Source organism: Burkholderia sp. Bp9031 (genome assembly GCF_003857965.1).
Lineage (GTDB): Bacteria > Pseudomonadota > Gammaproteobacteria > Burkholderiales > Burkholderiaceae > Burkholderia > Burkholderia ambifaria_A.
In genome coordinates, this window is record NZ_QTPW01000023.1 from 40745 (window position 1) to 54630 (window position 13886).

General features: G+C 66.2%; 15 protein-coding genes. 3 read left to right on the forward strand and 12 right to left on the reverse strand.

Annotated features, from left to right (window positions below):
- Window positions 1–18: 18 nt before the first annotated feature.
- From dapA to DIE15_RS25485, 8 genes are all read right to left on the reverse strand, one after another.
- Entirely contained in the window at window positions 19–924 is a 906-nt protein-coding gene (dapA, locus tag DIE15_RS25450; RefSeq protein ID WP_057925205.1) for a 4-hydroxy-tetrahydrodipicolinate synthase, read from the reverse strand.
- 47 nt (window positions 925–971) lie between these two features.
- The gene (locus DIE15_RS25455; RefSeq protein ID WP_124834654.1) at window positions 972–1574 is read right to left on the reverse strand and encodes a bifunctional 2-polyprenyl-6-hydroxyphenol methylase/3-demethylubiquinol 3-O-methyltransferase UbiG; all 603 of its coding nucleotides are present in this window, start codon (window positions 1572–1574) and stop codon (window positions 972–974) included.
- 9 nt (window positions 1575–1583) lie between these two features.
- On the reverse strand, window positions 1584–2786 hold the full coding sequence (locus tag DIE15_RS25460; RefSeq protein ID WP_057925207.1) for a tryptophan--tRNA ligase: 1203 nt from the start codon (window positions 2784–2786) through the stop codon (window positions 1584–1586).
- Window positions 2787–2794: 8 nt separating this feature from the next.
- On the reverse strand, window positions 2795–3457 hold the full coding sequence (locus tag DIE15_RS25465) for a site-2 protease family protein (protein ID WP_057925208.1): 663 nt from the start codon (window positions 3455–3457) through the stop codon (window positions 2795–2797).
- A gap of 45 nt (window positions 3458–3502) precedes the next feature.
- On the reverse strand, window positions 3503–4135 hold the full coding sequence (locus DIE15_RS25470) for an L-threonylcarbamoyladenylate synthase (protein WP_057925209.1): 633 nt from the start codon (window positions 4133–4135) through the stop codon (window positions 3503–3505).
- A gap of 73 nt (window positions 4136–4208) precedes the next feature.
- Entirely contained in the window at window positions 4209–5039 is an 831-nt protein-coding gene (locus DIE15_RS25475; protein ID WP_057925210.1) for a 3',5'-nucleoside bisphosphate phosphatase, read from the reverse strand.
- A 79-nt stretch (window positions 5040–5118) separates the two neighbouring features.
- Window positions 5119–6009: an alpha/beta fold hydrolase gene (locus DIE15_RS25480; protein WP_057925211.1), complete on the reverse strand. Its 891-nt coding sequence runs from the start codon at window positions 6007–6009 to the stop codon at window positions 5119–5121.
- Window positions 6010–6213: 204 nt separating this feature from the next.
- Complete coding sequence (locus tag DIE15_RS25485; RefSeq protein WP_124834655.1) at window positions 6214–7065, reverse strand: ferritin-like domain-containing protein; 852 nt, start codon at window positions 7063–7065, stop codon at window positions 6214–6216.
- Between the two features lie 148 nt (window positions 7066–7213).
- On the opposite strand from DIE15_RS25485, the gene DIE15_RS25490 reads away from it, so the two are divergent.
- From DIE15_RS25490 to DIE15_RS25500, 3 genes are all read left to right on the forward strand, one after another.
- Window positions 7214–7738 (forward strand): gamma carbonic anhydrase family protein, encoded by a 525-nt coding sequence (locus tag DIE15_RS25490; RefSeq protein WP_057925213.1) that lies wholly within the window; start codon window positions 7214–7216, stop codon window positions 7736–7738.
- Between the two features lie 25 nt (window positions 7739–7763).
- Window positions 7764–8714: an Hsp33 family molecular chaperone HslO gene (gene hslO / locus DIE15_RS25495; protein ID WP_057925214.1), complete on the forward strand. Its 951-nt coding sequence runs from the start codon at window positions 7764–7766 to the stop codon at window positions 8712–8714.
- Between the two features lie 140 nt (window positions 8715–8854).
- On the forward strand, window positions 8855–9214 hold the full coding sequence (locus DIE15_RS25500) for a hypothetical protein (protein ID WP_124834656.1): 360 nt from the start codon (window positions 8855–8857) through the stop codon (window positions 9212–9214).
- A 94-nt stretch (window positions 9215–9308) separates the two neighbouring features.
- On the opposite strand, the gene ftsB is transcribed toward DIE15_RS25500, so the two are convergent.
- The 4 genes from ftsB to DIE15_RS25520 all read right to left on the reverse strand — a co-directional run bounded on the left by ftsB (window position 9309) and on the right by DIE15_RS25520 (window position 13716).
- Window positions 9309–9734 (reverse strand): cell division protein FtsB, encoded by a 426-nt coding sequence (ftsB, locus tag DIE15_RS25505; RefSeq protein ID WP_057925216.1) that lies wholly within the window; start codon window positions 9732–9734, stop codon window positions 9309–9311.
- 82 nt (window positions 9735–9816) lie between these two features.
- Window positions 9817–11100: a phosphopyruvate hydratase gene (gene eno, locus DIE15_RS25510; RefSeq protein ID WP_011352544.1), complete on the reverse strand. Its 1284-nt coding sequence runs from the start codon at window positions 11098–11100 to the stop codon at window positions 9817–9819.
- A 106-nt stretch (window positions 11101–11206) separates the two neighbouring features.
- A complete protein-coding gene (gene kdsA / locus DIE15_RS25515; RefSeq protein ID WP_057925217.1) occupies window positions 11207–12061 on the reverse strand; it encodes a 3-deoxy-8-phosphooctulonate synthase in 855 nt (284 codons plus the stop codon).
- Window positions 12058–13716, reverse strand: a complete 1659-nt coding sequence (locus DIE15_RS25520; RefSeq protein WP_124834657.1) for a CTP synthase — start codon at window positions 13714–13716, stop codon at window positions 12058–12060. Before DIE15_RS25520 ends, kdsA begins: the two co-directional genes overlap by 4 nt.
- Between the last annotated feature and the right edge of the window lie 170 nt (window positions 13717–13886).

Below are 13886 nucleotides of genomic sequence, written 5' to 3' on the forward strand. Positions count from 1 at the left end.
ACGCGGCCGCCTTGCGCATCAGGCGAGGACGCCGGCCTCGACGAGGGCCGAACGCACGACATCGTGGCAACGCTCGTCGAGCGGCGTGAGCGGCAGGCGGATGCCGCCCTGCATCTTGCCCATCGCCTGCAGCGCCCACTTCACCGGAATCGGGTTCGCCTCGATGAACAGGTTCTTGTGCAGCGACAGCAGCTTCATGTGCAGCTCACGCGCCGTCGCGACATCGCCGGCCAGCGCCGCGCGGCACAGGTCGCTCATCGCGCGCGGTGCGACGTTCGCCGTCACCGAGATGTTGCCGTGACCGCCGAGCAGCATCAGCGCGATCGCGGTGGGATCGTCGCCACTGTAGATCGCGAAGTGCTTCGGCGCGGCCTTGATCAGGTGCGCGGCGCGATCGATGTTGCCCGTCGCTTCCTTCACGCCGATGATGCCTGGCACCTGCGCGAGGCGCAGCGTGGTCTCGTGCGCCATGTCGGCGACCGTGCGGCCCGGGACGTTGTACAGGATCACGGGCAGGTCGACCGCTTCGGCGATCGCCTTGAAGTGCCGGTACATCCCTTCCTGCGTGGGCTTGTTGTAGTACGGCACGACCTGCAGCGTCGCGTCGGCGCCGACGGCCTTCGCGTGCTTCGTCAGCTCGATCGCCTCGGCGGTCGAATTGCCGCCCGCGCCCGCGATGATCGGGATGCGCTTGCCCGCATGCTCGACCGCCGTGCGGATCATCAGGATGTGCTCTTCGACGTTGAGCGTTGCCGACTCGCCACTCGTGCCGACCACGACGAGTGCGTCGGTGCCTTCCTCGATGTGCCAGTCGATCAGTTTGCGAAATGCCGGCAGGTCGAGACTGCCGTCTTCGAGCATCGGGGTGACGATCGCGGGGATGCTGCCGCGGATTTGAATGCCGTCTTGGGTGCCGTTAGCCATGAAACGCGATTGATTGATGTACCGGTAAACGTTGAGATTGTAGCGGATTAGCCGGGCAGTTCGTAACGTGGAATTCCCGCCCCCGCCGTCGGGGTCGCGCCCTCGCGTATCGCGCAGATGCGCTGCACGAACGCCTCGCGCGGCGCGGCGACGAATCCGTCCTCGTACGCGACCACCCGCAGGCTGTCGCGTACCGCGTCCAGCAGTTCGCCCGGGGCGAGCAGGAACGCGGGATTGGACGGTTTGCCGACCGTTTCGTTTCCTTGCGCGAAGGTTTCGTAGATCAGCACGCCGCCCGGGGCCACCGCATCGAGCAGATGGGGCCAGAGCGGACGATGCAGATAATGGGTGACGATCACGGCCGCGAACGAAGCGCCGGCCGGCAGCGGCCAGGGCGCGCCCTCGAGATCTGCGTCACGCGCGTCGACGCCGGGAATCGCCAGCAATGCGGCCAGCGCGGCCGGATCGCGGTCGAGCGCGACGACCGGATGCCCGTGCGACGCAAACCAGCGCGCATGGCGGCCGCCGCCCGCGGCGACGTCGAGCACCGCGCCGCCCGCCGGGACGAACCGCGACCACCGGGCGACCCAGCGCGACGGCTCGGTCTGGGCGACGTGGCCGCCCGCGGCGGCAATGACAGGTTCGCGCATGCCGTCAGGTCAGGTGTACGACAGGCCCATCGCCTCGCGCACGTCGCGCATCGTCTCGACCGCGTGCTTGCGCGCCTTGTCGCAGCCGTCCGCGACGATCGCGCGCAGCAGCGACGGATCGTCCATGTACTTCTGCGCGCGCTCGAGCATCGGCTGCTGTTCGCGCAGGATCCCTTCGACGACCGGCTGCTTGCAGTCGAGGCAGCCGATGCCCGCCGAGCGGCAGCCCTTCTGCACCCAGTCGTGCGTCGCTTCGTCCGTATAGACCTGGTGCAGTTGCCACACCGGGCACTTGTCGGGATCACCCGGATCGGTGCGGCGCACGCGCGCCGGATCGGTCGGCATCGTGCGGACCTTCTTCGTGATCGTCTCCGCGTCCTCGCGCAGGCCGATCGTGTTGCCGTACGACTTCGACATCTTCTGCCCGTCGAGACCCGGCATCCGGGACGCTTCGGTCAGCAGCGCCTGCGGCTCGACCAGGATGATCTTGCGTGCGCCTTCGAGATAGCCGAACAGGCGTTCGCGGTCGCTCATCGACAGGCTCTGCGACTCCTGCAGCATCGCGCGCGCCTGTTCGAGCGCCTCGTCGTCGCCCTCCTGCTGATATGCATTGCGCAGCTCGTGATAGAGCTTCGCGCGCTTGCCGCCGAGCTTCTTCGCGGCCTCGAGCGCCTTCTCCTCGAAGCCCGGCTCGCGGCCGTACAGGTAGTTGAAGCGGCGCGCGATCTCGCGCGTCATCTCGACGTGCGGCACCTGGTCTTCGCCGACCGGCACGAGCGAGCCGCGATACAGCAGGATGTCGGCCGCCATCAGCACGGGGTAGCCGAGGAAGCCGTAGGTCGACAGATCCTTGTCCTTCAGCTTCTCCATCTGCTCCTTGTAGGTCGGCACGCGTTCGAGCCAGCCGAGCGGCGTGCTCATGCCGAGCAACAGCGCGAGTTCGGCATGCTCGGGCACCTTGCTCTGGATGAACAGCGTCGCCTGCGCCGGATCGATGCCGGACGCGAGCCAGTCGATCAGCACATCCCACACATTCTTCTCGATGACCTCGGGCGTTTCGTAGTGCGTCGTCAGCGCATGCCAGTCGACCACGCAGAAGAAACACGGGTACTCGGACTGCAGCTTCACCCAGTTTTTCAGCACGCCATGGTAGTGGCCGAGGTGCAGCGACCCGGTGGGTCGCATGCCGGAGAAAATACGTTCAGGGAACATGATTGTCGTTAGAGAAGCGAGGCGAATGGGGACAGGATGGCGCTCAGGACGGCATAGCCGACGTTGACGAGCGGGCGCAGCCAGAAGTTCGTCAGCACGCCCGTCGTGACCAGCACGAGGACGATGATGAAACCGTACGGCTCGATGCGCGACAGCGCGATCGATTGCTTCGGCGGCAGCAGCGCCGCCAGGATGCGGCCGCCGTCGAGCGGCGGCAGCGGAAACAGGTTCAGCACGCCGAGCACGAGGTTCGCGCTGACGCCTGCAAACGCCATCCGCGTGAAGAACGGCTCGTCGATACCCACGGCGGGCAGCACGAGGGTCAGCACGCCCCAGATCAGCGCCTGCACGAAGTTGCAGGCCGGGCCCGCGAGCGACACCCACAGGCTGCCCCAGCGCGGATTGCGCAGGTTGCCGAACGATACCGGCACCGGCTTCGCATAGCCGAACAGGAACGCGCCGCCAGTCAGGAAGTACATCGCGAGCGGAATCGCGATCGTGCCGAGCGGATCGATGTGGCGCATCGGGTTGAACGATACGCGCCCCATCATGTAGGCGGTGTTGTCGCCGAGCAGGCGCGCGGCATAGCCGTGCGCGGCCTCGTGCAGCGTGATCGCGAAGATCACGGGCAGCGCGTAGACGGCGATGGTCTGTATCAGGGAAGCATCCATATCGCGTTATTGTAACAAGCGCACTCGCGCAAAAATGAACGGCGCTTACGCGGCCGACAGCCCGAACGGTTCGAGCGCGCCGCGCCCCGCGCGCACGAGCTGCGGTTCGTCGCCCGTCAGGTCGATCACCGTCGACGGCTCGCGCGGGCACGCACCGCCGTCGATCACGAGGTCGACCTGTTTCTCGAGCTGCGCGCGGATGTCGTCCGGATCGTTGAGCGGTTCGTCGTCCGGTGGCAGGATCAGCGTCGTGCCGAGCAGCGGCTGGCCCAGCGATTCGAGCAGCGCGAGCGTGATCGCGTGATCGGGCACGCGCAGCCCGATCGTCTTGCGCGACGGGTGCGACAACCGGCGCGGCACTTCCTTGGTCGCCTGCAGGATGAACACGTACGGGCCCGGCGTCACCGACTTGATCTGCCGGTACTGACGGTTGTCCACCATCGCGAAGTTGGCCAGTTCCGACAGGTCGCGCACGAGCAGCGACAGGTGCTGCTTCTCGTCGAGGCCGCGAATGCGGCGCACGCGCTCGACCGCGTCCTTGTCGTCGAGGTGGCACGCGAGCGCGTAGCTCGAATCGGTCGGCATCGCGATCACGCCGCCCTTGCTGACGATGTCCGCGGCCTGCTTGATCAGGCGCGGCTGCGGATTATCCGGATGAATCCTGAAGAACTGGGACATGGAGGCACGTAAAGAGGGGAAGTCGGATGCGCGCCGGCGGCAACGCGTACGGCAAGCGGCCGCTGCGCGTCAGTCAGAGCCAGCGCTCCCAGACCGGTTTCAGGTCGGGCGGCAACGGCGGCAGGCTGCCGAGCTCGACGCGGCCCTCGCCCGGCGCATGGAAATCCGAACCGCGCGACACCTCGAAGCCGAAGCGGCGGGCGACGTCCGCGTATTCGCGGTACTGGTCGGGCGTATGACTGCCCGTGACGACCTCGATCGCGCGGCCGCCGAGATCGATGAATTCGCCAAAGAACGCGTCGAATTCGACCGGTGTATAGCGGTAGCGGCCCGGATGCGCGACCACGGCCTCGCCGCCCGCCGTGCGAATCCAGGCGACGGCGTCGGGCAGAGTCGCCCAGCGGTGCGGGACGAATCCGGGCTTGCCGTCGCCGAGCAGGCGGTCGAACACGTCGGACGTGGATGCGGCGTGGCCGTTCTCGACGAGGAAGCGCGCGAAGTGGGTGCGCGAGATCAGGTCGGGATTCGATACGTACTTCAGCGCGCCTTCGTACGCGCCGGGGATGCCGAGCGTCTCGAGCTGCGCGCCGATCGCCTGCGCGCGGGCGGCACGGCCGTGGCGCGTGCGATACAGGCCGTCGACGAGCGTCGGGTTCGCCGGATCGATGTTGAGGCCGACGATGTGCACGGTGCGCGACGCCCACGTGACCGAGATCTCGACGCCGCTCAGATAGCGCATGCCGAGCGCCTCCGCCTCGCTGCGCGCCGCCGCCTGGCCGCCGATCTCGTCGTGGTCGGTCAGCGCCCACAGAGTCACGCCGCCGGCATGGGCGCGGCGCGCGACGTCGGCAGGCGACAGCAACCCGTCGGAAACATTCGAATGGCAGTGGAGATCAGCGTTCATTGTCGGTATGGCAGGTGAGGCTTCATTCTACTGCAACGCGGCAATTCCGCCGCCCGCCTGCCCTGCCGCTGCCGCCGGCCTACGCGCAGAACGCCTCGATCAGCGCCGCGATCTGCTCCGGCTGGTCGTGATGGACCATGTGGCCAGCATCCTCGACGAGCTTTTCGCGCCAGTCGGGGAACGCGCCGAAACGCGCCTTGAACTCGGGCAGCGGGATGTCGCCCGCGAGGTATGCAAGCGTCGGCGAATTGACGGCCTCGACGTGCAGCACCTTCGCGCGCACCTGCTTCCAGACGGCCATCACCTCGTCGAGCCGGTACAGCATCGGGCCCGCCATCTTGTGCGCGGGGTCCGCCAGCAGGTGGTACAGGCCGTCGTCGCCGCGCTTCGACCAGTGCGCGGCGAGAAACGCGGCACGGCCGGGATCGAGCCGCGGATTGGTCTTGATCAGCCGGGCCGCCACGTCGTCGAGCGACGCGTACGGACGCAGCGCCGGCGGCTCGCGCAGTTCGTCGAGCCAGCCGCGCAGCCGGCGCGGCGCCTGCTCGGCCCGCGCGGGGGCAAGCCCGAACCCTTCGAGGTCGACCACGCGCCGCACGCGCTCCGGTCGCGCGCCCGCATACAGGCACACGACGTTCGCGCCCATGCTGTGCCCGATCAGGTTGACTTCGCCGGTCGGCGCATAGTGATCGACGAGCGCATCGAGATCGCCCAAGTACTCGTGGAACCAGTAATGCCCGCCGCCCTGCCGTGCAACCGGCCAGTCGGACAGGCCGAAACCGCGTGCATCCGGCGCGATCACCTGCCAGTCGCCCGCGAGCGCGTCGACGACGAACTGGAACGATGCGGCGACATCCATCCAGCCGTGCAGCATGAACAGCGTCGGCGCATCGGGCCGGCCCCAGCGCCGCACATGCAGCTTGACGCCGCGCACCGTGACGAAATCGGAAACAGAACTCGAGGCACTCATTGCAACCGCCAAAAAAAGAATGGTCGTTCGATTATAACGATGACGCTTCCGTTCCGGCGACCGGAAATCGAGGCAGTTCTCTAGCGACGGGGAGCCGCTGGCGCGCGGAACCCGCGCATCGGACGGCGCGGGAATGGCGCCGAACGGCCGGGTGGCCGGCCGGTGACAGCTTTCGCACCGTGCAGCCGGCGGCGCGCAGCCACCCTAACCCGCCGCCTTGCCGTCCGACGCGTCCTGCGCGGCGAGTTCGTCCAGTTCCGCCTGCTCGAATCCCGCCGTGCGGCGTGCGTCGAAATTGAACGGCCCGCGCAGCCGCGGTGCATGGTACTGCTCGGCGAGTTCGCGGTAGGTGGGCACCGGATCGCGGCCAGCCTTGTCGCACAGGTGCCGGAACCAGCGGTTTCCGATCGCGACATGACCGATCTCGTCGCGCAGGATCACGTCGAGGATTGCCGCAGATGCGTCGTCGCCCGCCTGTACGAGCCGCGCGCGGATCGGCGGCGACGCGTCGAGCCCGCGCGCCTCGAGCGTGCGCGGCACGAGCGCCATCCGCGCGAGCACATCGGCCTTGGTCCGCTCGCACATCTCCCATAGCCCGTTGTGCGCGGGAAAATCGCCGTACGCATGCCCGAACCCGGCCAGCCGATCGGACAGCAGCGTGAAGTGATAGGCCTCCTCGGCCGCGACCTTCAGCCAGTCCGCATAGAACGCGTCCGGCATCCTGGCGAAGCGCCATATGGCGTCGAGCGCGAGGTTGATCGCATTGAATTCGATATGCGCGAGCGCATGCAGCAGCACCGCGCGCCCGGCAGGCGAGCGCATGCTGCGGCGCTCGAGCTGGCGCGGCTCGACGTGCGGCGGGCGCGCCGGACGGCCAGGCAACTCCGCCGGCTCATCCAGGTCGAGCGCCGGCGCAATCGCGGCTTGCCCGGCCAGTAGTGCGTCGTATAGCGCGCGGACCCGCGCGGCCTTCGCGGCCGGCTCGGACATCCGCAGCGCGTCGAGCGCGGCGCGGCGCACGCAGCGCGGCGCGGCGGTGAAAGAAGAAGGCTCCATGCTCGTCAAACGGGGCACCATCCGTGCGCATCGCGGGAGCACATGCACGCGACGGTTTACAATATGAGTTTGTGCCGCGACGCAATGCGCCCGGCACGCCAGACGCGCCATTCTACGGCGCCCCTCATCGAAGAGACCAGGAGACTCCGTGACGATCTACAAACTGGGCGAAACGGCCCCGACGATCCACGAAAGCGTATTCGTCGCCGATACGGCGGCCATCATCGGCAAGGTCGTGCTCGAGGAAAACGCGAGCGTCTGGTTCGGCGCGACGATTCGCGGCGACAACGAGACGATCACGGTCGGCACCGGCAGCAACGTCCAGGAAGGGGCGGTGCTGCACACGGACCCCGGCTTTCCTCTGACGATTGCCGAAAACGTGACGATCGGACACCAGGCAATGCTGCACGGATGCACGATCGGCGAAGGTTCGCTGATCGGGATTCAGGCGGTGGTCTTGAATGGCGCGGTCATCGGCCGCAACTGTCTGGTTGGTGCCGGCGCGGTCGTGACGGAAGGCAAGACGTTCCCGGACAACTCGCTGATTCTCGGCGCCCCGGCAAAAGTCGTGCGCGAGCTGTCGGCAGACGACATCGCGCGGCTGCGCGCAAATGCGAAGACGTACGTCGAGCGGCGTGCGCATTTCAAGGAGCAACTCGTGCGGATCGGGTGATTCGCGCGGATTTCAAGGAAGAAGAGTGAGCGACCAGTTACAGAAATTCATGTTCAATTCGGCACCCGTGCGCGGCGAGATCGTGTCGCTGCGCAACACGTGGCAAGAGGTGCTTTCCCGCCGTGACTACCCTGCCCCGGTGCGCACGGTGCTCGGCGAGATGATGGCCGCGTGCGCGCTGCTGTCCGCGAACCTGAAATTTCACGGCACCCTGATCATGCAGATCTTCGGCGACGGGCCGGTCCAGATGCTGGTCGTCCAGTGCGGCTCGGACCTGTCGATGCGCGCGACGGCCAAGTTCGCCGGCGACGCGGCGCAGACGATCGGCGACGACACGCGTTTCGCGTCGCTCGTCAACGCGAGCGGCCACGGCCGTTGCGTGATCACGCTCGACCCGGCCGAGAAGCTGCCGGGCCAGCAGCCGTATCAGGGCATCGTGCCGCTGAATGGCGTCGACGGCCCGCTCGAATCGGTGTCGCAGGTGCTCGAGCAGTACATGCACCATTCGGAGCAGCTCGACACACGTCTGTGGCTCGCGGCGGATCGCGACCGCGCGGTCGGCATGCTGCTGCAGAAGCTGCCGGGCGACGGCGGCATCGTGCCGCGCAACGCCGAGACGGACACCGATACCTGGGAGCGCGTCTGCACGCTCGGCGGCACGCTGTCCGCGAAGGAACTGCTCGAGGTCGAACCGGAAGTCGTGTTCCGCCGGCTCTTCTGGCAGGAAAACGTGCAGCACTTCGAGCCGGCCGGTACGCGCTTCCAGTGCTCGTGCTCGCGCGAGAAGGTCGGAGCGATGCTGCGCATGCTCGGCCGCGAAGAAGTCGACAGCGTGATCGTCGAGCGCGGTCACGTCGAGATCCACTGCGAGTTCTGCAACCAGCGCTACGAGTTCGATCCCGTCGACGTCGCGCAGTTGTTCGCCGCGCCGGAACTCGCGACCGGCATCACGCCGGCGACCGACCTGCGTCACTGAGCCCGAGCCGCGCGCCCGTGCCCGCGATGCGGGCGCGGGCGCATAATGACGCACGAGCATCGGACGCGCAGCTCAGGCGCCACAGGCCCGGCCTTCCGTGCAAGCCGCTTTCCGCCGTCGGCGCGTTGCTGGAGAAACACATGAATCGCCCGTTCCGCATCCTCGTCCTGACCAGCGTCGCAGCCGGCACGCTGGCCCTCGTCGGCTGCGCGGTGCAGCCGCCTTCGTCGACGATCCTGAGCCGCCTGCCCGAACCGGGCGCATCGGGCGGCCAGCCGCCCGCGCTGTCGAGCGCGGAGCGCAAGCGCTACGACGAGATCGACCGGCAGGTGCTGCGCGAGCAGAACGACGCGATGGCGGCCGAGGCCGCCGCGCGCGCGTGGTCGTATTACTCGCCGCCGCCCGTGACCGTCTACGGCGGCTATTACGGCGGCGGTTGGGGAAACCGGTGGGGCACCGGCATCGGCTATGGCTACGGTTACCCGGGCTGGTGGTGGTGATGCTTCACCGCGCCGAACGAATCGATTGAAAACTGACGGGAAATAAAAAAGCGCGGTATTTCCCGCGCTTTTTCAATGGTTCGGACTGCCGTGCTCAATGATGCACGGCCTTGCCCTTCTCGCCGCCGTGATGCCGCGACGGCTTCGCGATCGACTGCGGATTCGGCACGACACGCACGGGCGCCGCGGACACGGCACCGCGCGTCGACGTGCTCGAAGGCGTGTTGTTCAGCGGCCCGGCCGGCGCATTCGGCGACACGAACTGCACGAATACTTCGCCGTCCTTCACCATGCCCATCTCGTAGCGCGCACGCTCCTCGATGGCCGCAGTGCCGCTTTGCAGATCCTGCACTTCGCCCGCGATCCGTTCGTTGCGCAGCTTCTCGTCCGTATTCTTCTGCAGCTGATCGCCGAGTTGCTGGCGCAATTCGTGCACCCGCAACCAGCCGCCGTGTCCCCACCATAGGGGGTACTGAATGAGCGCCAGCAAGGCAATCAGAACGACAGTGACAAGCCGCATGTAAGAGACGCAGATATAAGAAGCGCCGCTCCGCGCGACATGCACAGAGCGGCGTCGAGATGACGAACCCGATAGTAGCGCGTTAGCGCAGGTTATAGAAAGCCGATTTGCCCGGGTAGCTCGCGATATCGCCGAGATCTTCCTCGATGCGCAGCAGCTGGTTGTACTTCGAGATGCGGTCGCTGCGCGACAGCGAACCCGTCTTGATCTGACCAGCGTTCAGGCCGACCGCGATGTCCGCGATCGTCGAATCTTCCGTTTCGCCCGAGCGGTGCGAGATCACGGCCGTGTAGCCCGCGCGCTTCGCCATTTCGATTGCCGCGAACGTTTCGGTCAGCGTACCGATCTGGTTGATCTTGATGAGGATCGAGTTCGCGATGCCCTTCTCGATGCCTTCCTTCAGGATGCGCGTGTTCGTGACGAAGAGATCGTCGCCGACGAGCTGCACCTTCTTGCCGAGGCGATCGGTCAGCAGCTTCCAGCCTTCCCAGTCGCTTTCGTGCATGCCGTCCTCGATCGACACGATCGGGAACTTGTCGGCGAGCGTCGCGAGGTAGTCGGTGAATTCGGCCGACGACAGTTGCAGGCCTTCGCCCGCAAGCTGGTACTTGCCGTCGTGGTAGAACTCGGATGCCGCGCAGTCGAGCGCGAGCAGCACGTCTTCACCCGCACGGTAGCCGGCCTTCTCGATCGCCTGCAGGATCGTCGACAGGCACTCGTCGTTGCTGCCGAAGTTCGGTGCGAAACCGCCTTCGTCGCCGACTGCCGTGCTCATGCCGCGGTCGCTCAGGATCTTCTTCAGCGCGTGGAACACTTCCGCGCCGCAACGCAGGGCTTCACGGAACGTCGGCTGGCTGACCGGGACGATCATGAATTCCTGGATGTCGAGGCTGTTGTTCGCGTGCGCGCCGCCGTTGACGATGTTCATCATCGGGACCGGCAGCTGCATCGCACCCGAGCCGCCGAAGTAGCGGTACAGCGGCAGGCCGGCTTCTTCAGCGGCTGCCTTCGCGACGGCCATCGACACGGCCAGCATCGCGTTCGCGCCGAGGCGCGACTTGTTGTCGGTGCCGTCCAGCTCGAGCAGCGTCTTGTCGAGGAACGCCTGTTCCGACGCGTCGAGGCCCATGATGGCTTCGGAGATTTCGGTGTTGATGTGCTCGACGGCCTTCAGCACGCCCTTGCCGTTGTAGCGACCGGCTTCGCCGTCGCGCAGTTCGATCGCTTCACGCGAGCCGGTGGACGCGCCCGACGGCACCGCCGCGCGGCCCATCGTGCCCGATTCGAGCAGCACGTCGCATTCGACGGTGGGGTTGCCGCGCGAATCCAGAATCTCGCGGCCGATGATATCTACGATTGCACTCATGGGTTTCCTCTGAGAATGACGATGGATTCTTCAAACTGCGACGGCACGCGTGCCGAAACTGCTTTCGCTACAGACGCGCGAAGCCGCCGCAAGGTTCATTCGATCTTTAGTTGAAATCGTTTTCCAGGAACGGATTGCGCTTCACCGCCTGGTCGAGCGTGACGAGCGTCTCCAGCAGCGCGCTCATCCGGTTCAGTGGCACCGCGTTCGGGCCGTCCGACTTCGCCTCGGCCGGATTCGGGTGCGTTTCCATGAACAGGCCCGCGACGCCCGTCGCGACCGCGGCACGCGCAAGCACCGGCACGAATTCGCGCTGGCCGCCCGAGCTCGTGCCCTGCCCGCCCGGCAACTGCACCGAGTGGGTCGCGTCGAACACGACCGGCGCGCTCGTCTCGCGCATGATCGCGAGCGAACGCATGTCCGACACGAGGTTGTTGTAGCCGAACGAGACACCGCGCTCGCACGCCATGAAGCGATCTTCCGACAGACCGGCTTCACGTGCCGCGTCGCGCGCCTTGTCGATCACATTCTTCATGTCGTGCGGCGCGAGGAACTGGCCCTTCTTGATGTTGACGGGCTTGCCCGAGCGCGCGCACGCATGGATGAAATCGGTCTGGCGGCACAGGAACGCCGGCGTCTGCAGCACGTCGACGACCGATGCGACCTGCTCGATCTCCTCGATCGAATGCACGTCGGTCAGCACCGGCAGGCCGAGCTGGCGCTTCACTTCGCCGAGGATCCGCAGGCCCTCGTCCATTCCGAGGCCGCGAAACGACTTGCCCGAGCTGCGATTCGCCTTGTCGTAGGACGACTTGTAGATGAACGGCACGTTCAGCTTCTCGCAGATCTCCTTCAGGCGGCCCGCCGTGTCGATCGTCATCTGCTCCGATTCGACCACGCAGGTACCCGCGATCAGGAAGAAAGGCTGGTCGAGACCGACCTCGAAATCGCACAGCTTCATGCTTGCCCTCCGCGCGCTTGCTTGTTGGCGAGCGCGGCTTCGACGAACGACTTGAACAGCGGATGGCCGTCACGCGGCGTCGACGTGAATTCCGGGTGGAACTGGACGCCGACGAACCACGGGTGCATCGAACGCGGCAGTTCCATCATTTCCGGCAGATCCTCGCTCGGGGTACGGGCGCTGATGATAAGGCCGCCGGCTTCGAGCTGGGGCACGAAGCGGTTATTGACTTCATAACGGTGGCGATGGCGCTCGTTCACGTCCTTGCCATAGATTTCTTCCGCCATCGTGCCGGGCTTGATCGGGCAGCGCTGCGAACCCAGGCGCATCGTGCCGCCGAGATCGGATTCTTCGGTGCGCGTCTCGACCTTGCCGTCGCGGTCGTACCATTCGGTGATCAGCGCGACCACGCGCTCCGGCGTGTCCGGCTCGAATTCCGTGCTGTTCGCCTGCTTCAGGCCGACGACGTCGCGTGCGAATTCGATCACCGCGAGCTGCATGCCGAGGCAGATGCCGAGATACGGCACCTTTGCTTCACGCGCATAGCGGATCGCCGCGATCTTGCCTTCCGTGCCGCGACGGCCGAAACCGCCCGGAACGAGCACCGCATCCAGGTGCTTCAGGCTGTCGACACCGTTCGTCTCGATCTCTTCAGAGTCGATGTATTCGATGTTGACCTTGGTCGACGTGTGCAGCGATGCGTGGCGCAGCGCCTCGATCAGCGACTTGTACGACTCGGTCAGATCGACGTACTTGCCGACCATGCCGATCGTCACTTCGTGCTTCGGGTTCTCGAGCTTCTCGACCAGCTCCGACCACATGCTCAGGTCGGCGTCCTTCGGCGACAGCTTCAGTTCCTCGCAGATGATCCGGTCGAGACCCTGGTCGTGCAGCATCTGCGGAATCTTGTAGATGCTGTCGGCGTCCCACACCGAGATCACGGCGTCTTCCGGCACGTTCGAGAACATCGAGATCTTCTTCGATTCGTCGTCCGGGATGCGGCGATCCGCACGGCAGAGCAGCACGTGCGGCAGGATGCCGATCTCGCGCAGCTTCTGCACGCTATGCTGGGTCGGCTTCGTCTTCAGCTCGCCGGCGGTCGCGACGTACGGCACGAGCGTCAGGTGCACGAAGCACGCGCTGTTGCGGCCGAGGCGCAGGCTCATCTGGCGAGCGGCCTCGAGGAAGGGCAGCGACTCGATGTCGCCAACCGTGCCGCCGATCTCGACGATCGCGACGTCCGGCTCGCCGCAGGTGGCCGATGCCGCGCCGCGCTCGATGAATGCCTGGATTTCGTTCGTGATGTGCGGGATCACCTGCACGGTCTTGCCGAGATAGTCGCCGCGGCGTTCCTTGCGGATCACCGATTCGTAGATCTGGCCGGTCGTGAAGTTGTTGGCCTTGCGCATCTTCGTGCTGATGAAGCGCTCATAGTGGCCGAGGTCGAGGTCGGTCTCCGCTCCGTCTTCCGTCACGAACACTTCGCCGTGCTGAAACGGGCTCATCGTGCCGGGGTCGACGTTGATGTAGGGATCGAGTTTGAGGAGGGTGACTTTCAGACCGCGCGATTCGAGGATCGCGGCGAGGGAAGCGGCGGCAATACCCTTGCCAAGGGAAGAAACTACGCCGCCGGTGACGAAAACATATTTGGTCATCGCTGGATGCTCGCGGGAAAAACGGATTATACCGTAAAGCCCGCCCTTCTCTCAGCAATTGACGCGATGATCCCGCCCTTTCGCGCAGTGCCGCGCCAGCCGTGCGCGCCCGGGCGAAACGGCCGGCTGGTCGGCGCAACCGCGCATGCGCAACGCGGTCCACCGGGCCG